Source organism: Rhizobium sp. SG741, assembly GCF_012275435.1.
GTDB lineage: Bacteria > Pseudomonadota > Alphaproteobacteria > Rhizobiales > Rhizobiaceae > Rhizobium > Rhizobium lusitanum.
The window spans coordinates 369,989-389,605 of record NZ_JAAZQP010000006.1; the positions used below are offsets into that span (position 1 = coordinate 369,989).

Here is a 19,617-nt window from a genome sequence, read left to right on the forward strand (position 1 = left end):
CCATGATCACGAAAAGCCTTCAAGGCAGAGGAGAACAGAAACATGCGCGCACTTCTGAAAGCATCCGTCGCCCTGCTCGCGCTTGCGCTTGCAACACCATCGATCGCCAAGGACAAGGTTCTTGGCCTGGCAGCGATCGACCTGCAAAACTCGTTCTTCGTCCGCATGAAGGAAGCCGGCGATGTCGCCAGCAAGGACTATGGCGTAAAGGCCACCTGGCAGAGCGCCGAGGGCAGCTTGGAAAAGCAGGTCGGCATTATCGAGAATTTCGTCAACCAGGGCGTCAGCGCCATTCTGATCGACCCGATCGACAAGAATGCTGTCGTTCCTGCCATCAAGAAGGCGCTGGCTGCCGGCATCCCGGTCATCACCATGGGCAACAAGGTCGAGGCCGGCGGCAACTATTCGACGCTCTATCCCGACTATGACAATATGTCGATGGTCGCCCGTGCCGTCGGCACGTCGCTCGGCGGCGAGGGCGAAGTCGCCTTGCTTGTCGGCTCTCGCGGCAACTTCGTTTCAGATACGCGCGAGAAGGGCTTCGTCGAAACGATGAAGAAGGAGTTTCCGAAGATCAAGATCGTCGGCATCGAGCCGACCGGATGGGATGCCGCCAAGGCAACCAACGCCGCGCAGACATGGCTGACGACCTATCCGGATCTTAAAGCCATCGCATGCATTTCCGACAGCCTTTGCCTTGCCGCCGATTCCGTTGCCAGCTCGATGAACATCAACCTGATCTATGGCGGCTATGACGGCGATGCCGAGATGAAGGATCTGATCGACAACGGCAAGATGGTCATGGATGTGCTCACCGGCGCCTATCGCGTCGGCTATTGGAACATTGCGGTCGCCGCACGTCTTGCCAACGGCGAGAAAATGCCGAACGATCTCTTTATGCCGACTTATTTCGTGACCTCGGACGCGACAGCGGAAAAACTGAAGAAGGCCGGCCTCAATTTCGAGCATATCAACACCGACAAGGAAGCGGTGGAAGCCAAAAACTATACGGAGCAGCTTGGACCGAAGGTTCCGACCTCGGCAATGACCGTCGGGAAATAAGTCCGACGCAGGGCTGCCGGTACGCATCCGTACCGGCGGTCCCCACTCCATGAACATCCTGAATCCTCGCCCCTCCGGGCGATGCGCATCGTGTTCGAGAGGCGGCCGACCATGCTTCAAAACCGGATTTCATCCCTGCTCCGCCGCAACGAGCCGGTGCTGGTGATCGTTCTTGCTATTGCCGTCGTCGTCTTCGGCTGGATCGACCCGCGGTTCCTGACGGCGGGCAACTTTGTGAGCATCGCCCAGCAGAGCGCCGTCATCGCACTCATCGCCTTCGCCATGACGGCCGTTATCATTGCCCGCGGCATCGATATCTCCGTCGGCAGCACGCTGGCGTTTTCCGGTGTGGCCGCCGGTCTCGTCTATGCAGCGACCGGTTCGGCTGCGGCGACACTCCTGACCGCAATCCTGGCCGGCTCCGTCATAGGCCTGCTGAACGGCGTGTTGATCGGCTTTGCCGGTATCTCTCCTTTCATTGCAACGCTCGCGACCATGGCCTTCGCACGCGGGCTTTCGCTCAGCCTTTCGGGCGCATCGAGCATCGCGATCGACAATCCCATCGTTCTCTATGCCGGGCGCGAAAGCCTCGGTCCCATTCCAGCTGCCATCATCGTCGCAGCCGTCTGCCTGCTTGCCTGGTGGTTCGTCCTTGCCCGTACCGTCTATGGCCGCTGGATCTATGCCATCGGCGGCAATGCCGATGCGGCGCGGGCCTCCATGGTGCCGGTCGGCCTTGTGCGCATCTCGGTCTATCTCATCGCCGGAGCCACCGCCGGGCTCGGCGCCATCCTGACGATCGGCCGTCTCGGCTCGGCCCAGCCGCTGGCCGGCACTGGCCTCGAATTCACCGCCATCACGGCAGCGATCGTCGGCGGCACCAAGCTGTCCGGCGGGCAAGGCTCCATCTGGGGCACCGCGATCGGGGCATTGCTTCTCGGCGTGATCAATACCGGGCTATCCTTTCTCCAGGTGCCGCAGATCGTCATCTACTACATTACCGGCGCCCTTATTCTCGTTGCGGTGCTGGCCAGCCAGCCGGAGAGCATCACAGCATTCGTCAAAAGCGGCCGGCGCAAAAGCCAAGCGACAAAGGCCGCTCCGCCTCAGAATGGCACGGCGAAAGCGCCGGCGGGTCGGAGCATAGAGCTGCGCGCCCTCGGCAAGTCATTCCCCGGCGTCAAGGCGTTGGACGGCGTTTCATTCGCTATATCGTCGGGCGAGGTCGTAGCGCTCGCCGGCGAGAACGGTGCTGGCAAATCGACGCTGGTGAAGTGCATTTCCGGCGTCTATCGGCCTGATGAAGGCGAGATCGCCATCGACGGTCGTCTGGTCGATTTTCATGCGCCGAGCGATGCCGAGGGCATCAGCGTCATCCACCAGCATTTCAGCCTTTCTCCTGATCTGACGGTCGCCGAGAACCTCTTCGTTGGTCGCGAGCCGCATACGCGCCTCGGTCTGCTGGACCGTGGCCGCATGCGACGTGAAGCCGCCGCGATCATGCGGGAGCTGTCGCTCGATATCGACATCGATGCCGAACTGCGGACCCTCTCCGTTGGCCGCCAGCAGATGGTGGAGATCGCCCGCGCCGTCCTGTCCGACGGCTGGCTCTTCATCATGGACGAGCCGACGAGCGCGCTTTCCAATCGCGAGCGGGATCATCTCTATGAGCTTATCGCCAAGCTCAGGCAACGCGGAGCGGGCATTCTCTACATCTCGCACAAGATGGAGGAAATCTTCAGCCAGTGCGACCGCGTGGTCGTGTTGCGCGACGGCAAGTTCATCGGCGAACGGCAGACGCGGCTGACCAACGAAGCGGAGATCGTCTCGATGATGGTCGGCCGCGATCTCGGCGACATTTTCCCCTATCTCAAGGCCGATATTCGCGAAAAAGCGGTGGAGGTGCTGGATGCCTCGAACGGCAAGCTGCTGAAATCCGCCTCGCTCTGCGTCCATCGCGGCGAGATCGTTGCGATTGCCGGACTGATGGGCAGCGGCCGTTCGGAAGTGCTGCGGTTGATCGCCGGTCTGGAAACGCTGCACGGCGGGTCCATCGAGATCTTTGGCAAGGGGCAATCCGGCGGCGACATCAAGGCGGCGAACCGCGCCGGCATCGTCTATATCCCGGAGGACCGGCACCTCGAAGGCTTTGTTGGCACCATGTCCATCCGCGACAACCTTTCGCTCGCCTGGATACGCGGCAATAGCCGCTTCGGCCTGCTGTCGCCGCGCCGGATCAGCCGCTTGGCGGGCGAATTGATTGCCTCCCTCGGTGTGCGGCCGGCACAGCCGGACAAGCGGACAATCGAGCTTTCCGGCGGCAACCAGCAGAAGGTCGTCATCGGCAAATGGCTGGCGACGAAGCCGCAGATCATCCTGCTCGACGAGCCGACGCGCGGCGTTGACGTCGGCGCCAAGTCCGAGCTGCACCACCTTATCGCCGAGCTGAAACGGCAGGGCGCCGCCATCCTGATGGTATCGAGTGAATTGCCCGAAGTGCTCGGCGTCGCCGACCGCATCATTGTCATGCGCGAGGGGCGTTCGGTTGGCGAACTCGGGCGCGGCGCCAGCGAAGAGGACGTGATGGCGCTCGCCTTCAGCGAAACTATTCAGCCCTCGAATATCAATCCGAACGACGCCCAGAGCGCACCGCAACACGTTGCGTGAGGAGGTTTTAATGAGCAGACTGCGCATAGCGATCGTCGGCGCTGGCTTCATGGGACATCTGCATGCTCGCGTGGTGGCCGATAGCGACCTTGCCGACGTTTCCGCCATCATCGATCCGAATGTCGAACTCGGCCGACAGGCAGCGGATGAATTCGGTGTTCCTCATTTCGCAGATGTGGCGTCCGCGCTCAGCGCCGGCGCGGCGGATGCCTATATCGTCGCCGCACCCGACCGGCTGCATGAGGCCGTCACCTGCGAACTCCTCGAGGCAAGCAAACCAGTCCTTCTCGAAAAGCCGATGGCCCATACGCTCGACGCGGCCAAGGCCATTGCAAGAACGGCGAAGAGAAGCGGCGCGCGCCTGCTCGTCGCCCATATTCTTCGCTTCGATCCCCGCTATTGCGAGGCAGCAGTTGCCGTGCGTGAAGGCCGCATCGGCCAGCCGATTCATGCCAGCAGCGGCCGTTTCACCAAGCGCGACGTCGGCCAGCGGATGAACGGCAAGTCGAGCGTCTGTTTCTATCTGGGCATTCATGACATCGACATGCTGCAATGGATCAGCGGCGCCGACGTCACCTCGGTTTACTCGCGCGCAGTCTCCAAGCTCATGCCCTCGCTCGGCATCGCTTCGGAGGACGCGATTTTCTCGACGGTCGAAATGTCGAACGGCATGAGCGGCCAGCTCTATTTCGGCTGGACGCTGCCGGATACCGCTCCGACCGGCATATGGGCGCGCACCGAAGTCGTCGGCACCGATGGCCTGATCGATCTCGATGTCCGCGACCATGGTCTGCGGCTGCTATCGCGCGGCTCCTGGTCTTTGCCTGATAGCCAGCACTGGCCGACGACGAACGGACATATCGTCGGCGATCTCTACGAGGAAGTCAGGCATTTCATTTCGGCGGTCCGATTCGAAAAACCCTTCGTCATGTCGGTCGAGGATGCCTTGAGGGCTGTTGCCGTCAATGACGCCATCCTGCGCAGCGTCGACACCGGCAAACGCGAAGCGGTGGAAGACTGGCACATTTGAGGCGGGACAGATGATGACAACGACAAACAATCTGCGGCTGAGGCGTATCCTCGATCTTTCACCGGTCATCCTGCTCGCAGTGCTGCTGGCGGTCTTCTCGGCCGCTGATCCGCGCGTGATCTCGACGCAGAGCCTGATCAATATCGTGTCGCAGGCAACACCGGTTGCGGTGCTCGCCCTTGGCGCGCTGATTGTGCTCTTGACCGCCGGCATCGATCTGTCGGCCGGCGTCGGCGTTGCCTTCTGCGCCGTGCTGATCGCGACCTTGATCGATTCCGGTCTCGGCCTGCCTGCTGCGCTGGTGATCGCGCTGGTCGTCATGCTCCTCGTCGGATTGGTGAATGGCCTCGTCATCGCGCTGCTGAGAATCCCGCCCTTCGTAACGACGCTTGCCACCATGGTGGCGCTGCAGGGCGCGACGCTCGGCGTCGCCTCCAAGGGCGTGCTGGTGCTGCGCGAGCCTGCACTCAAGTTCATCGGCATCGAACGCACCCTCGGCATACCGAACGTCATCTTCGCAACGCTCGCCATCATCCTCGTCGCCGCCGTGCTGATGCGCCGCAGCGCCTTCGGGCTAAGAACCTACGCCCTCGGCTCCGATGCCGCGGCGGCAGAACTGGCCGGCATCCCGGTCACGCGACACTTTATCCTCGTCTACTGCGCATCCGGCCTTTTCGTGTTTCTGACGGCTTTCATCATGATCAGCCGGGTTCCCGTCGTCACGCCAAATATCGGCGGAACATCACTGCTGCTGGATGCGATCGCAGCCGCCGTTCTTGGCGGCACCAGCATCTTCGGCGGCCGCGGCACGGTCTGGGGCGCCGTGGTCGGCGCGCTGATCGTCAGCCTTTTGACGACGGCCCTGCGCATCTTCGGTACGGACCCATCGAGCCTGGAACTCTACAAGGGCGCCATCATCATCGCCGCGCTTCTTGCCGACGCCGCCATGACCCACGCGAAGGCTCGCCTCGTGGAGGCTTCACGATGACCTCCTCTCGTGATGATGCCACCACCAAGCACACAACCGGCTTTGCCTTCATGACCTCGCCGGACGCGAAGGCGCTGAGCAAAAGCGGACGGAAAAGGCCGGTCGCAATATTGCCGGTCGGCGCCGTCGAACAGCACGGCCCGCATCTGCCACTCGGCGTCGATATCTGGCTTGCCCATGCCGTCGCGCTCGCTACGGCTGAAGGCGAAGAGGGTATGCGCGTCTGCGAGCCTTTGGCCTATGGCTCCTCCCATCATCATCGCGCTTTCGCGGGAACGATGAGTCTCAGCCCCGACACATTCATCGCCGTTCTGGTCGATCTCTGCACCTGCCTTTCCGAGGACGGCTTTCTCCCCGTCATCCTCAATGGCCATGGCGGCAACCGCGCTGCCATGCAGGTGGCGATCACCAAGCTCGGGCAGCGCGGCATCACGTCAGCCGGCTTCTCCTATTTCGACCTTATCGCCGACATAGCGGCCGAGGTCCTGCCCGATGCGGCCGGCGGCACCGGCCATGCCTGTGCGCTCGAAACCTCCCTGATGATGCATGTCGTGCCGGCAAGCGTCCGCGAACCGTTGATTCCGGAGGGCACGACACCGCCCTCCTGGCCGGATCCGCATCTGTTTGCCGGCTCTGCCGTTACCGTGTGGAGGCCGTTCGAAACCATCCGGGACAATGGCGTCATCGGCACACCATCGGAAGCATCCCGGCAAGCCGGAGAAACGCTGTTTGCCGCCGCCGTCGAGCGTAGCCGCGCCACGATCCTCAGAATCCAAAAGGACTACGGTCAAAGGAGGCCTTCATGACATTCCATTTCAAATCCTCGATCGACGGTCCGCACCTGCGCGGCATGCCGATCGTCAGCGAGACGGAATCGGGCGCGCGCGTCGGCAAGAACCGGATCGGTTCGGAATGGGTTGCCGGCAGCACCGGCACCTTTCTTGCGGTCGACAGTCCGGCAACGGGCGAGAGACTGGGATATCTGGCGCTGTCGACCCGCGCCGATGTCGGGCGCGCGGTGGCAGCCGCACAGGCCGCGCGCGAAACCATGCGCAAGATGGGCGTCTTTGCGCGCGCGGCCCTTTGCATGAAGATCGCCGACGAAATCGATCGCCGCGCCGAGGAACTCGCCCGACTTCTGTGCCTTGAACAGGGCAAGCCTTTCCACGCCGAGGCCAAAGGCGAGATTGCCGCAGCAGCCCTCGGCTTCCGCAATGCTGCCGAGCAGATCAAATGGCTGGAAACGGCTGCCTTCCCGGTCGCAGACGTCAACAAGCGCGCCTTCAGCTTCCTGCAGCCGAAGGGCGTCTTCGCCATCATCACGCCATGGAACTTCCCCGCCGCCCTGCCCTGCCTCTATTATCTCGGCCCGGCAGTTGCGACCGGCAATAGCGTCGTCTGGGTCCCGGCGCCGACGACGTCGCTGATCGCTGTAGCGCTGATGGAATGCATGATCGAGGCCGGGGTGCCTGATGGTGTCATAAACCTCGTTCTCGGCGATGGCGCGGAGGTTGGCGATGAGGCCGTCATCCACCCGGGCATACATGCCATCGGCTTCACCGGTAGCTCGGCCACAGGCGCGACAATCGCTCGCCGTGGCGCCGGCAAGCCGCTGCTGCTCGAGATGGGCGGCAATGGCCCGACCATCGTGCTTGCCGACGCCGATATCGACATGGCGGCGGCCGAGATCGGCGCGGGCTGCTTTGCCAATGCAGGGCAGATTTGCACCGCGACCGAGCGGGTTCTCGTGCATAGATCCGTGCATGATCGCTTCGTGGATGGGCTGATGAAAGCGGCCGGCAAGGTGCGCATGGGCGATCCCTTCGACCCGTCGACAACGATGGGGCCGCTCAACAATGCGGCATCGCTCGACAAGATGCTGAGCCATATGGCCGATGCGCATGCTCATCAGGCACGCGTCGTGACCGGCGGTGGCATAGCCGTGGGATTGCCGACCAACCTCTATTTCGAGCCGACAGTCGTGACCGGACTGACACGCGAGAGCCTTTTGAACACCGAGGAATCCTTCGGCCCGGTCGCCCCGGTGCTGACGTTCGATACGGATGAGGAGGCTTTGGAGCTCGCGGCCTCCAGCCCATACGGCCTGTCGGCGGCGGTCTTCACCAACACGATCAAGAGGGCCTTCTTCTTTACCGAAAGCCTTCGCGTCGGCATCGTCAACGTCAATGAGAAAAGCTGCTATTGGGAGCCGCATATTCCCGCCGGCGGCGCAGCCGGAACGCGGAGCGGGCTTGGCCGCACAGGCGGCCGGCACACGCTCATGGAAATGTGCGATCTGAAGACGATGACGATCGATATTTCGCGATAAGCAGGAATGCTGCCGGCCCGGCAACACGCCGGGCCGCAATAAAAAAATGGCCTTCGCACACAAAGGAAACGAAGGCCAGTTGGGGAAAACAGTCAAAAATCAGTCGCGCGGCAGCACGCGCAGGATAGCCTCGATCTCCACGGTGATGCCGTTCGGCAGGGATCCCATGCCGACGGCGGAGCGAGCATGGCGGCCCGCCTCACCCAGCACTTCGATGAGCAGATCCGATGCCCCATTGATCACCTTCGGATGATCGGCAAACTCGGCAACCGCATTGACCATACCGAGCAGCTTGATCACCTCGACACGGTTGAGATCGCCGACGGCATCGTGGATGACGCCGAGCAATTGCAGGCCGACGAGGCGCGCATGCTGATAGGCTTCCTCCAAGCTCACATCCTTGCCGACCTTGCCGACGCACCAGGACCCGTCGGGGCGTTGCGGCCCCTGCCCGGCGAGATAGAGCATCTCACCGCACAACTTGGCCGGAATATAATTGCCCGCCGCTTTCGGCGTCTTCGGCAGCGTGAGCCCCAGGGCACTCAGCCGTTCGTAAGCATCCATCGCCATGCGTCCGCCCTCCGCTTTCAATGGACAGCCCGTCGCAGGCTGTCAGCCATCTTCTCGCCTATCATGATGGTGGTGAGATTGGTGTTGGCCTGGCAGTCGAGCGGCATGATCGACGCATCGATGACGCGCAGGCCTTCGAAGCCGTTGACGCGGCATTCCGGATCGACGACGCCGGCGCCGGCACGCCCCATGCTGCAGCCACCGATACCGTGCTGTGCATCGGAAGATTGCGTCAGCAGGAAATCCTCCACCGCTATATCGCTGGCAGTGTCGAGCCAGGAGAGCGGCAGATCGGAATCACCCAGCAATATGCCTTCGGTGATGGCCTGGATCGGCGCCTGCGCTGCCATCCTGCCGAGATGGCGGTAACCGGCGCGCATGCGCGCCAGATCGAGCGGATGGGACAGCATGTTCTCCTCGACGACGGGCTGATCGAGCGGATTGACCGAGCGGAGGCTGACCGAGCCGCGGCTCTTGGCCTCCATGAGGATCAGATTGATCATTGCCTCGCCGAATTGGGCGCTGTCGGATTCGACGCCGATACCACCGTGGTTCATCGACACCAAGAGAATATCGTCGCGTTGCGCGCCCGGAAGACCCGAGCTCATGCGCACGCAGCAATTGGTATGGCGCGCGTTGACATCGGTCGCCTTAAACTCGCTCTTCAGCTTCAGCTCGATGCGGCAGTAGGGATGATCGAAGAAATTCTCGCCCACCGGCAAGTCAGCGACAACCTCCACGCCGCGTTTTCTAAGCAATGTCGCCGGGCCGATGCCGGAGCGCTGCAGAATGACGGGCGAGTGAATGGAACCGGCCGAGAGAATGACGAGCGGCGCAAGGAATGTCTTCGCCTGACCATTGACGATGGCGCTCACCCCCGTCGTCCTGCGGCCATCAAGCATGACCTTGTCGACGGTCGTCGAGCCGATGATCGTCAGGTTGGCACGGCCGCGCGCCGGCTCCAGATAGGCATCATTGACCGAAACGCGTTTGCCATTGCGGCTATTGATGGGATAGCAGCACACGCCTTCGGCTTCAGGGTCATTCAGGTCATCGTTCCAGCTATGGCCGAGAGCCAGCGCACTGTCGCGCATCGCCCTATCGACATTGCCCCATGTATCGACAGGCGCGCGATAAATCGGTGTCGGCCCGCCGCGACCATGGTAGTCCGCATCGATAGGATCGTCCTCGAGCCGGTTGAAGAATGGAAGCACATCGGTACCGGACCATCCGTTACAGCCGATATCGGCCCAGCGATCGAAGGCATGGAGCAGGCCGCGAATGGCAATCTGACCGTTGACGGCGGTCGAGCCGCCCATGCCCTTGCCGCGCCAATAGACGCGATGCGGCTGCCTTTTCGTCCGGCGCGCCATCAAATCCGGATACATGTAGGCTTCCTGGAAGCGGCGCGGCAAAAGGAGGTTGAACGGGTTCGGACTTTCCATTTCGGCTGGCTGTTCGCTGCTACGATAGTCGGGGCCGGCCTCCAGCAACAACACCTTCTTGCTTAGGTCTTCCGTCAACCGGCCGGCAAGCACTGCACCGGCGGCTCCGGCACCGACAATGATGACATCATAAGGCATGCGGTCATTCCCCGTTCTATTTGTGTGATATTTCGCCTGCGCGACGTACTCCCCATTGCAGCCGGCCATAAGGACACCGGCGCATCAAGATCATCACATTTCGGTTTATATGTAAATGAAATTTTGTATATGAAACCATGTACTTTCTCGTCGATTCTCGCCGAAAATCACACGTACGCGGCAGCGACATCAACCGACCATTTTGGGGTCCATCAGCTCACGACGCTGGATTGCCTCTGCAATGCCGATGCTATCAAGGATTGGCAAAGCCTGCATCTGTCATGTCGGCAATATCGTCGAAACCAACAGGCGGCGCGGATTTGCTCAGCGCCCGCCTTCCGCGTACGTCAGGACACACCGCTTTCATCTGCAGCAAGCGAAGGCTGTTGCACGGCTGCACGCCGCCGCCGCGGCATATCACCGAAGAGCCCGCCGGGACGCACCAACAGGATGATGCAGAGCATCACGCCGATCGCCACGATCTGCAGGGACGCTGCGCGAGCCTGCTGTTCCGGCGAGACCAGCGCGCTCGTCAGCGCGCCGGACCCTGCCCAGATCGCCCAGACAAGGACGCTGCCGACAACGGCGCCCTTGTTGCTGCCCGAGCCGCCGACGATCAGCATCACCCAGACCTGGAAGGTCAGGATCGGAACGTAATTGTCCGGCGCGATGAAGCCGACGAAATGCGCCTGTATGGCCCCCGCAAGCCCCATGATGGCTCCGCCAACGGCAAAGGCCTGCACGCGATAAAAACGCGCGCTCTTGCCGAGAGAAACGGCGGCACGTTCATCTTCGCGGAGCGCCTTCAGCACGCGTCCCCAAGGGCTGTGCGACAAATGCTCGAGAGCCAGGTAGACGACCAGCATCACGATCGCCACGACGCCAAGATTGGCAAAATTGAAGAGCAATGGCGTTTCGGCAAGGCTTGCGAAGGGACGCGGGATGAAGCCGATGCCGAAGGGGCCGCCCGTCAGGCTTTGTGCGTTCAACGCCACGAGCTGGACGACGACAGCAACGCCGAAGGTGGTGATCGCAAGATAATCCGACTTCAGCCGCAGCGTGGCGACCCCGATGATAGCAGCAGCCAGACCGGCAACGATCATCCCGCCGAGCCAGCCGACAGCGATCGGCAGATCGAACCCGCCGAAGCGACCGGCGGCGTCCGGAGTGGTCAGAAGCGCCGACGTATAGGCTCCGATGGCGACAAAGCCGGCAAGGCCGACGTTGAAGAGACCGGTCAGACCCCATTGCAGGTTCAGTCCGAGGGTAATGAAGGAAAAGATCAGCGCCGTCGTCAGGAAGAAGGCGCCATAGCCAAGAATGTCCATCATCGCTCCTTCACTCCGAAAAGGCCAATCGGCCGGATGAACAGCACCGCCATCAAGATGATGAAGGAGACGGCGGCGCGCCATTCGGCGCCGATAAGCTGCACCGCACCAGCCTCGGCAAGGCCGATGATCAGGCCGCCGAGAACAGCGCCCGGCACGCTGCCGATGCCGCCGAGAATGGCGGCTGCGAACATCGGCAGCAGCATGTCGAAGCCCATCAGCGGACGGATCTGCACGAGAATGCCGATCATGACGCCGGCAACGCAGGCAAGACCGCCGCCAATCAGCCAGGTGACGCGAACGACCTTGGCGACATCGATGCCGACGACGCGGGCAAGCGCCGGGTTCTGGCTGAGCGCCTGCATGGAGCGGCCGGTCTGCGTCTTCGTGATCAGCAGATGCACGCCGAGAACCAGCAAAGCCGTGACGATCAGAAGCACGATCTGGTCGGGCGTGATGCGAATGCCGAAACCGACAGGCATGGCGATCTGGATGGCACGGCTGAAATAGGTCGGCCGCGAGGTGAAGAGGAATTCGAGCAGGCTGCGCAAGGCCATGGAGGCGCCGAAGCTTGCCATGACGACGATGATCGACTGCCCCTTGGAGCGAAGCCTGGAAAACAGGACCTTATCCAGCGCCAGAGCGAGAAGTCCGGTGAAGCCCATGGCAATTATTACCGCAACGATCAGCGGCCAGCCGAAGGAAAGCGGTCCGATCGGCGCGACCTTGCCGAAGATAGCGCCAATGGCGCTGACGACGGCAAGCGTCGCATAGGTGCCCCAGGCCATAAAATCGCCGTGGGCGAAATTGGAAAAGCGCAGGATCGAGTAGGTCAGTGTCACGCCGATGGCACCAAGGCCGATCATCGAGCCTGTCAGCAGACCATCGACGATGAATTGCAGGTTCATGCCGCACCTCCTGCTTTAGAGACGGTTGGGCGTTGGCCCAGATAGAGCTCGGCGACGACGGGGTCGTTCCACAGCTCGGACGCCACCCCTTCATGCCTGTCCTTGCCTTCGACGAGGACAAAGGCGCGGTCGCCGATCGAAAGGGCGGCCTTCGCATTCTGTTCGACGAGGAGAATGGTGACGCCCGACTTGCGGATATCAGTCAGCATCTCGAAGACCATCGACACGAATTTGGGCGAGAGACCTGCCGATGGCTCGTCGAGTACGAGCAGCTTTGGGCGCACGATGAGGGCACGCGCGACGGCCAGCATCTGCCGCTGACCGCCCGAGAGATTGCCGGCTGCGATGCGGCGATGACGGGCCAAATCCGGGAAGGTTGCGTACATTTCCTCGATACGAACAGGCACCTCTTTCGCCTTCAAGATGCCGCCAGCGACCCTCAGATTGTCATCCACCGACATCAGTGGGAAGACATTTTCCGTCTGCGGCACGAAAGCGAGACCGAGCCGCACCATATTGTGAGCAGGCGCGCTCGTTATATCATTGCCAGAGAGTTCCACTTTGCCGCTTTCGATCGGCACCAGGCCGGCAATCGCCTTGATGAAGCTCGACTTGCCGGCGCCATTGGGGCCGAGGACGACGACGATCTCCTTTTCAGCGACCGTGATCGAGGCGCCGCGTACGATCGGTACGCCCGGCTCGTAGCCGGCGACGAGATCGCGAACGATGAGGACAGGCTCGCTCATGCCGCGCCTCCGAGATAGGCTTCGATGACGCGGGGATCGCGGGCGACCTCGTCCGGCGTGCCCTCGCAAAGAAGTTGGCCGCTCGCCATGACGAGCACGCGGTGGCAAAGGCGCGTGACCATATCGATATTGTGCTCGATCAGAAGAAAAGTGACGCCGCGCTGGTTGATGTCGCGAATGCGGTCGATGATGGTCTCAAGAAGCGTCGCGTTGACGCCGGCGGCCGGTTCGTCAAGCAGGATGAGCGCGGGATCGGCCATCATGATCCGGGCAAGCTCCAGAAGCTTGCGCTGACCACCCGAAAGCACCCTGGCCGGCTCATGCGTCAACCGCGTCAGGTGGACGAGGTCGAGCAGTTCCATGGCCTTTGCCTGGGCCGCCTTTTCCTCCGCTGCGACTTTCCAGGGACGCAGGAAATTCGACAGCAGGCGCTCGCCGGCCTGACCCTGCGCCGCCAGCATGACATTGTCGAGCAGGCTCAAATTGGGGAAAGGGCGCGGAATTTGGAACGTCCTGCCTAGGCCACGGCCTATGCGGCGATGCGCGGGCTCGCCTGCCACCGGCGCACCGTTCAAAATGATCTCGCCGCTGCTCGGGGCAACGCTGCCGGCCAGCAGATCGAACATCGTCGTCTTGCCGGCGCCGTTCGGACCAATCAAGCCGAGAATCTCGCCTTGCCGCACATGGAATGAAACGTCGTTGACGGCGGTGACGCCGCCGAAACGTCGCACCACATTCTTGGCCGTCAGAACAGGCCGGGCTTCCTCCCCATGCCGTTCAGTTGTCGTACTCATGAGATCCCTCTGGCCGGAAGCCGGTCGTTGCCGCTCCCTGATTATTTGATTTGTGATCACACTTGCATTGATCACGCTAATCAGCTTTAATCCACTCCGCAAGCCAAAAAAGGGACTTCGAATGCAAAAGGCCACCGCCGAAAAGAGCGATCCGATTGCCGCACAGCTTGCGCCCGTTGGCCGCGAGACCGTCCAGGACCGCGTCTATTCCGAGCTGCGTCGCGCGCTGATCGGCGGGTTGTTCGAGCCCAGCCAGGTACTGACGATCCGGGGGCTCGCCGATGCGCTGATGACCAGCACCATGCCGGTACGTGAAGCTCTCGGCCGGTTGATCACCGAAAAGGCGCTGGAAGCCCTTCCCAACCGTTCGGTGCGTGTGCCGCCGATCACGCTCGAGCGCATGGATGACCTGTTGCGCGCCCGCATCCTGATCGAGGGCGAGGCCATTGCGTTGGCCGCAACCCGCATGACCCCGCGCCTGATCTCCACCATCGAGAGCATGCTCAGCGAATGGGATGAGATGCGCGCGCTGAAGCACAAGAAGGACGTCGACCGCGAGGTGACGCTCAATCAGGCCTTCCACTTCGAAATCTACCGCGCCTGCGGCTCGGCCGTCCTGATCCCGATGATCGAGAGCCTGTGGCTGCAGTCGGGCCCGTGCATCCGCGTCGCCATCTATGCCTTTTCGGAGGCGGGCGAGGTCGATACCGCTCATTATCACCGCACGATCGTCAAGGCGATGGCTGCACAGAACGCCAGGGAAGCACGCGAAGCGCTGGTCGCCGATATCAGCCGCCCCTTCGTGTTCCTGCGCAACAAGCTGGAAGCCGATTCCAAGAAAGGCATACCCGCATGAGCCAACGCGCCATCAAGATTTCCGAACCGCGCTCCAGCCTGAGCGTTTTCGCACCGATGCTCGACGCCAAAGCGCCCGACAACGCAGCCTTTATCTGGGATTATCTCAGTGAAGCGCGCATCGTTGCCGGCATTCACGCCATGTGGACCGGCCCGGAGATCTCCTGCCCGATCCCGCCCGGACACCTGACGGGCGCCTCCTATGCGGCAGCCCTGCCAGCCGAGAATGCGACGCTGACGCCGCAGCCCGGCGACATCGTGCTGAGCTATGTGCCGCCGCGCATGTGGGGCGGCAATCCCGACGCAATCTTCGACATCGGCCTATTCTACGGACAGGGCGCTCGTCTGCTTTTCCCGATCGGCTGGCTTGCCGGCAGCGTCGTCGCACAGGTCAGGCCCGAGGAGCGCGAGCAGTTCGCCGCGGCCTGCGGCATCATCCGCCGCAACGGCGCCTGCGACGTCGCCTTCGAGCGCGCGGAGATCTGAGATGGCAGCCGAAGCCGACGACAGTTTCGAGCTCTTCGACCTCAGGATCGAGGCGGTCGTTCCCGAAGGCAAGCCGATCTATTGCGGCGCCAAACCTGGCGATTATTTCGAGTTGAAGGGCGAGATGCTGTCGCTGCCGCCGGGTCAGGGCTTCTCGATCTACTCGATCTCCGCCGTGTTGCCGCTGCTGGCGGCCAAGCAGCGGCCGACCCACAAGAATGACTGGATGACCTCGGACGCGGAAATCGCCTGCCCCGACCCGAATTGCGCGAGCCGGCTGCGGATCGTCAGAACAGGTAAGCGGCGATTCAGCCATGCCGACACGACGGCCGAGCCGTTGCCTGAAGGAGAATGATCGTAAATGAGTGCCAAGACGTTCGAACTGAGCCCCGGATATTCTATCTCGCGCGTCATCCGCGGCGGCTGGCAGCTGGCCGGAGGACATGGCGCCGTCGATCGCTCCCAGGCCGTCACCGACCTGATCGCCGCCTTCGACGTCGGGATCCGCACCTATGATTGCGCCGACATCTATACCGGGGTCGAGGAGCTGATCGGCGAGGCCCGCGAGCGGCTTCGCAATGAACGTGGCGCGGAAGCGGCAAGAGCCATGAACGTCCATACCAAGCTCGTGCCGGATCTGGAGAAGCTTGCCACGATCAGCCGCGACTATATCCGCGGTATCGTCGACAAATCCTTGCGCAAGCTCAAGACCGAGCAGCTCGACCTCGTGCAGTTCCACTGGTGGGATTATGCACTGCCCGGCTATCTCGACGCGCTCGGCTGGCTCGATGAGGCACGTCGTGAAGGTAAGGTGCGGAATGTCGGCACGACGAATTTCGACACTCCGCATATCGCCGAAATCCTTGAGGCTGGCATCCCCCTGGTCAGCCAGCAGCTGCAATATTCGGTTCTCGACCAGCGACCTCTCAACGGCCTGTCGCAGCTGGCGGCCGAGAAGAACGTGAAATTCCTGTGCTATGGCTCGGTGGCCGGCGGCTTCCTCAGCGACAAATGGCTGGGCCAATCCGAACCCGACATGCCGCTCGAGAACCGGTCGCTGGTCAAATACAAGCTGATCATCGACGATTTCGGCGGCTGGGATCTGTTCCAGTCGCTGCTCCGCACGCTGAAGACGATCGGCGACCGTTATGACGTCGATATCGCCACGATTGCCAGCGCCTGGGTGCTGGAGCAGCCGCAAGTGGCCGCAGTCATCGTTGGCGCCCGCAATCAGGCACATGCACTTGCCAACGCGAAAATCATGGACATCGCGCTTGACGACGAAGACCGCAGGCAGATCGCTGCGATTATTAGCCAAAGCCGAGGACCTGAAGGCGACGTCTACACGCTGGAGCGGGATCGCAACGGCAGGCACGGTTCGATCATGCACTACAACCTGAATGCGGGGAAGATATGAGCCAGGAACCGCCGCTCTTTCAGAAGGCCCGTGCAGAGGTCCTTGCCTTCCATCGCTTCTTCGAGGAGTGGTATGATGCAGCGACCGCCGATAGCGTCGACTTTGCCCGTTGCGATCGCACTTTTGGCCAGTCCTTCCATATGATCCCGCCGACCGGGCGCCTGTTCAACCGCGCGGAGACCATCGAACTGATCCGCGCAAATCGCGCGACCTATCGCGGCGACTTTACCATCGAAATCACCGATATCAGCGCCGGCTTCGAGACGGCGGATACGATCGTTCTGACCTATGTGGAAGCGCAGTGGCGCGCCGGCAAGCATAGCCGGCGCCAGGCAAGCGCTCTCTTCACCGCAAGTTCATCGGCACCCAACGGCGTCGAATGGCAGCATCTGCATGAAACCTGGCTGCAGATGCCGGACAACTGACAGGTTCGCAAAAAACGCAATGAAAATCGTTGACCGAACAAGGGGAACAAAGATGAAAAAGACGATATTTCAAATCACGACGGCCCTGGCTCTTCTGGCTGCGGCCAGTGCTGCCAATGCTGCCGACTGCAAGGTAACCGTCGGCCTGGTGATGGAACTCACCGGCCCGGCCGGCGAATACGGCCAGGCTGGCGCAAAATCCGTCGAGATGGCCTTCCGCGACATCAATGCCGCCGGCGGCGTGCATGGCTGCGATCTGGTGACGGATACGCGCGACAGCCAGAGCCAGGGCAATGTCGCCGTCGACGCGGCGACGCAGCTCGTGCAGGTCAAGAAGGTGCCAGCCATCATCGGCGGCATTATATCTTCCGTGACCATCCCGATCCTGACCTCGGTGACCGCGCCTGCCAAGATCGTACAGGTATCGCCCGCCGCCTCCTCGCCGACGCTGACGGCACTCGGCCGCGACGGCAAGACCAACGGCATCTTCTTCCGCACCATCACCTCGGATTCACTGCAGGGCATCGCCGCCGCCAAATATGCCATCGACAAGGGCTTCAAGAAGCTGGCGATCATCCACGTTAACAGCGACTTCGGCGTCAACATGGTCGCGGAATTCTCCAAGGCCTACAAGGCGCTCGGCGGTACGATCGTCTCCACCACGCCCTACAATGAGAAGCAGTCGAGCTACGCGTCGGAAGTCACCGCCGGCATGGCCGGCAGCCCTGACGGACTCTATCTGGTCAGCACGCCTGTTGATGGCGCAACGATCGCCCGCACCTGGATCTCCCAGGGTGGCCCGCAGAAATTCCTGCTCAATGACGGCATGAACAGCCCGGACTTCATCGATTCCGTCGGCGCCGACTATCTGAAGGATGCCTATGGCACGTCCTCGGGCACGACACCGACGCCGTCGACCGACTATTTCAACAAGAACTACAAGGATTTCTCGGGTATCGAGCCCTCCAATCCGGCCGCCGACCGCGCCTATGATGCCGGCGCCATCGTCGGACTTGCCCTCGCGATCACCGGCGACGACACGTCCAAGCTCAAGGATGCCATGTTCAAGGTCGTCGATCCGAAGGGAACGCCGATCTACGCCGGCAAGGAGGAATTCACCAAGGGCCTCGGCCTCATCAAGGATGGCAAGCCGATCCGCTACGAAGGCGTCATCGGACCGGTCTCGTTCGATCAGTATGGTGATATCACCGGTCCCTTCCGCCTTTGGAAGATCGTTGACGGCAAGGTGACGACCGACAGCCAAATGACGATGGAGGACGTCTCGGCGCTCAAGGACAAGATCAAGTAAGCCGGCGAAAGGTCATCGGCAAAACTGCGAGGTGCTCCAACCGGGCGCCTCGCCTGGAGAAAACCCTTGAGCAATCCCCTACAGCGGCTGACATATCGGGACAGCTACCAGCGCGTGCTCGACGTCGTCGATTCCCATACGTGCGGCCAGCCGACACGCGTGATCCTTGCCGGACATGGGCTGGAAGCAGGCATGTCGCCGCTGGTGGCGCGCGACATGCTCCGCGATGAGCGGGACTGGGTCAGGACCGTCTCGGTCATGGAACCGCGCGGGCATCGCTCGATGTTCTCGGTCGCGCTGATCCATCCGGATCGGCCCGGGGGCGAATTCGGCGTTGTCTTCATGGATGCCGCCTATCCGGACATGTGCGGGCATGCGACGATAGGGACAGCAACGACATTGCTTGAGCTCGGTCTCGTGCAGGCTCCGACACCAGACTTTACCGGCATATTTGAATTCGGCCTGCAAACGCCGGGCGGGCGGGTTCCCCTACGCGCCCGGTTGGAAACAGGCCGATGCAAATCGGTCGCCTTTGTCTTCGAGGGGGCTTATTTTCTGAAGACGGTCGATCTCAACCTTCCCGACATCGGCGCGGTCGCGGTCGATCTCGCCTATGCCGGACAATGGTACGCTTTCCTGCCGGTCTCGGCCGCGCGGACGACCATCGATGTCGCAAAGATCAAGGCGCTCATCGCGGCGGCATCCGTTGTCAGGGAAGCACTCGCCGAGCGACTTCGCGATACCGACGCGAATGAACGGATAACACCGGTTATCGGCAATATCGTCTGGACGGATGCGCCGAACCATCCGCAGGCCCAGCATCGCAACGTGCCGATTTCGGCGGCCGGCTCCTTCGACCGCTCGCCGTGCGGCACGGCCACCTGCGCCCGCATGGCGACACTGGTCGCCAAGGGCGAACTCGGCTTTGGCGAGCGCTTCGTCAACGAAGGCCTCGTCGGAACGATCTATCACGGTGTCGCAAGGCCCGGCTCCGCAAAAGCGGAGCAGCCGACCATAGTGGCAGAGGTGGAGGGCACCGCCTGGATCACCGCAGCAAGCACCCTTCTTGTCGATCCGAGCGATGCGCTCGGCAACGGCTATCTAGCGTAGACTTTGGAAG

The 19,617-nt window shown here is 62.0% G+C and carries 19 protein-coding genes; 13 read left to right on the forward strand and 6 right to left on the reverse strand.

Features of this window, described 5'->3' with window-relative positions; all coding sequences use genetic code 11:
• The first annotated feature begins 42 nt into the window (after nucleotides 1–42).
• The 6 genes from FHT29_RS18125 to FHT29_RS18150 all read left to right on the forward strand — a co-directional run bounded on the left by FHT29_RS18125 (nucleotide 43) and on the right by FHT29_RS18150 (nucleotide 8,076).
• Complete coding sequence (locus tag FHT29_RS18125; RefSeq protein ID WP_037197646.1) at nucleotides 43–1,062, forward strand: sugar ABC transporter substrate-binding protein; 1,020 nt, start codon at nucleotides 43–45, stop codon at nucleotides 1,060–1,062.
• A gap of 111 nt (nucleotides 1,063–1,173) precedes the next feature.
• A complete protein-coding gene (locus FHT29_RS18130; RefSeq protein WP_168599961.1) occupies nucleotides 1,174–3,729 on the forward strand; it encodes an ATP-binding cassette domain-containing protein in 2,556 nt (851 codons plus the stop codon).
• 10 nt (nucleotides 3,730–3,739) lie between these two features.
• The gene (locus FHT29_RS18135) at nucleotides 3,740–4,759 is read left to right on the forward strand and encodes a Gfo/Idh/MocA family oxidoreductase (RefSeq protein WP_047559047.1); all 1,020 of its coding nucleotides are present in this window, start codon (nucleotides 3,740–3,742) and stop codon (nucleotides 4,757–4,759) included.
• A 10-nt stretch (nucleotides 4,760–4,769) separates the two neighbouring features.
• The gene (locus FHT29_RS18140; protein ID WP_197072767.1) at nucleotides 4,770–5,747 is read left to right on the forward strand and encodes an ABC transporter permease; all 978 of its coding nucleotides are present in this window, start codon (nucleotides 4,770–4,772) and stop codon (nucleotides 5,745–5,747) included.
• Nucleotides 5,744–6,553 (forward strand): creatininase family protein, encoded by an 810-nt coding sequence (locus FHT29_RS18145; protein WP_052212476.1) that lies wholly within the window; start codon nucleotides 5,744–5,746, stop codon nucleotides 6,551–6,553. The genes FHT29_RS18140 and FHT29_RS18145 overlap by 4 nt, the downstream gene beginning before the upstream one ends.
• A complete protein-coding gene (locus FHT29_RS18150) occupies nucleotides 6,550–8,076 on the forward strand; it encodes an aldehyde dehydrogenase family protein (protein WP_168599962.1) in 1,527 nt (508 codons plus the stop codon). The genes FHT29_RS18145 and FHT29_RS18150 overlap by 4 nt, the downstream gene beginning before the upstream one ends.
• Nucleotides 8,077–8,175: 99 nt before the next feature.
• On the opposite strand, the gene FHT29_RS18155 is transcribed toward FHT29_RS18150, so the two are convergent.
• The 6 genes from FHT29_RS18155 to FHT29_RS18180 form a co-directional block, all read right to left on the reverse strand.
• Complete coding sequence (locus FHT29_RS18155) at nucleotides 8,176–8,640, reverse strand: RidA family protein (RefSeq protein WP_052212484.1); 465 nt, start codon at nucleotides 8,638–8,640, stop codon at nucleotides 8,176–8,178.
• Between the two features lie 23 nt (nucleotides 8,641–8,663).
• Nucleotides 8,664–10,229, reverse strand: a complete 1,566-nt coding sequence (locus FHT29_RS18160) for a GMC family oxidoreductase N-terminal domain-containing protein (protein ID WP_168599963.1) — start codon at nucleotides 10,227–10,229, stop codon at nucleotides 8,664–8,666.
• 347 nt (nucleotides 10,230–10,576) lie between these two features.
• Nucleotides 10,577–11,560, reverse strand: a complete 984-nt coding sequence (locus FHT29_RS18165) for a branched-chain amino acid ABC transporter permease (RefSeq protein WP_047559017.1) — start codon at nucleotides 11,558–11,560, stop codon at nucleotides 10,577–10,579.
• Nucleotides 11,557–12,465, reverse strand: coding sequence for a branched-chain amino acid ABC transporter permease (locus FHT29_RS18170; RefSeq protein WP_047559011.1), 909 nt, complete (start codon nucleotides 12,463–12,465; stop codon nucleotides 11,557–11,559). Before FHT29_RS18170 ends, FHT29_RS18165 begins: the two co-directional genes overlap by 4 nt.
• Nucleotides 12,462–13,211, reverse strand: a complete 750-nt coding sequence (locus FHT29_RS18175) for an ABC transporter ATP-binding protein (RefSeq protein ID WP_047559007.1) — start codon at nucleotides 13,209–13,211, stop codon at nucleotides 12,462–12,464. Before FHT29_RS18175 ends, FHT29_RS18170 begins: the two co-directional genes overlap by 4 nt.
• On the reverse strand, nucleotides 13,208–14,005 hold the full coding sequence (locus tag FHT29_RS18180; protein ID WP_037197634.1) for an ABC transporter ATP-binding protein: 798 nt from the start codon (nucleotides 14,003–14,005) through the stop codon (nucleotides 13,208–13,210). The genes FHT29_RS18175 and FHT29_RS18180 overlap by 4 nt, the downstream gene beginning before the upstream one ends.
• Before the next feature lie 121 nt (nucleotides 14,006–14,126).
• On the opposite strand from FHT29_RS18180, the gene FHT29_RS18185 reads away from it, so the two are divergent.
• From FHT29_RS18185 to FHT29_RS18215, 7 genes are all read left to right on the forward strand, one after another.
• Nucleotides 14,127–14,861: a GntR family transcriptional regulator gene (locus tag FHT29_RS18185; RefSeq protein ID WP_112442227.1), complete on the forward strand. Its 735-nt coding sequence runs from the start codon at nucleotides 14,127–14,129 to the stop codon at nucleotides 14,859–14,861.
• Nucleotides 14,858–15,346 (forward strand): DUF3830 family protein, encoded by a 489-nt coding sequence (locus FHT29_RS18190; protein ID WP_047558989.1) that lies wholly within the window; start codon nucleotides 14,858–14,860, stop codon nucleotides 15,344–15,346. Before FHT29_RS18185 ends, FHT29_RS18190 begins: the two co-directional genes overlap by 4 nt.
• A 1-nt stretch (nucleotide 15,347) precedes the next feature.
• Nucleotides 15,348–15,701 (forward strand): TIGR04076 family protein, encoded by a 354-nt coding sequence (locus FHT29_RS18195; RefSeq protein WP_037197632.1) that lies wholly within the window; start codon nucleotides 15,348–15,350, stop codon nucleotides 15,699–15,701.
• Between the two features lie 6 nt (nucleotides 15,702–15,707).
• The gene (locus tag FHT29_RS18200) at nucleotides 15,708–16,763 is read left to right on the forward strand and encodes an aldo/keto reductase (RefSeq protein ID WP_047558986.1); all 1,056 of its coding nucleotides are present in this window, start codon (nucleotides 15,708–15,710) and stop codon (nucleotides 16,761–16,763) included.
• Entirely contained in the window at nucleotides 16,760–17,188 is a 429-nt protein-coding gene (locus FHT29_RS18205; protein ID WP_047558984.1) for a hypothetical protein, read from the forward strand. The genes FHT29_RS18200 and FHT29_RS18205 overlap by 4 nt, the downstream gene beginning before the upstream one ends.
• Before the next feature lie 52 nt (nucleotides 17,189–17,240).
• Nucleotides 17,241–18,497 carry an ABC transporter substrate-binding protein gene (locus FHT29_RS18210; RefSeq protein WP_037197628.1) on the forward strand — a complete coding sequence of 419 codons (1,257 nt, stop codon included), beginning with the start codon at nucleotides 17,241–17,243 and terminating at the stop codon, nucleotides 18,495–18,497.
• A 66-nt stretch (nucleotides 18,498–18,563) separates the two neighbouring features.
• The gene (locus FHT29_RS18215) at nucleotides 18,564–19,607 is read left to right on the forward strand and encodes a proline racemase family protein (RefSeq protein WP_168598086.1); all 1,044 of its coding nucleotides are present in this window, start codon (nucleotides 18,564–18,566) and stop codon (nucleotides 19,605–19,607) included.
• Nucleotides 19,608–19,617 lie beyond the last annotated feature (10 nt).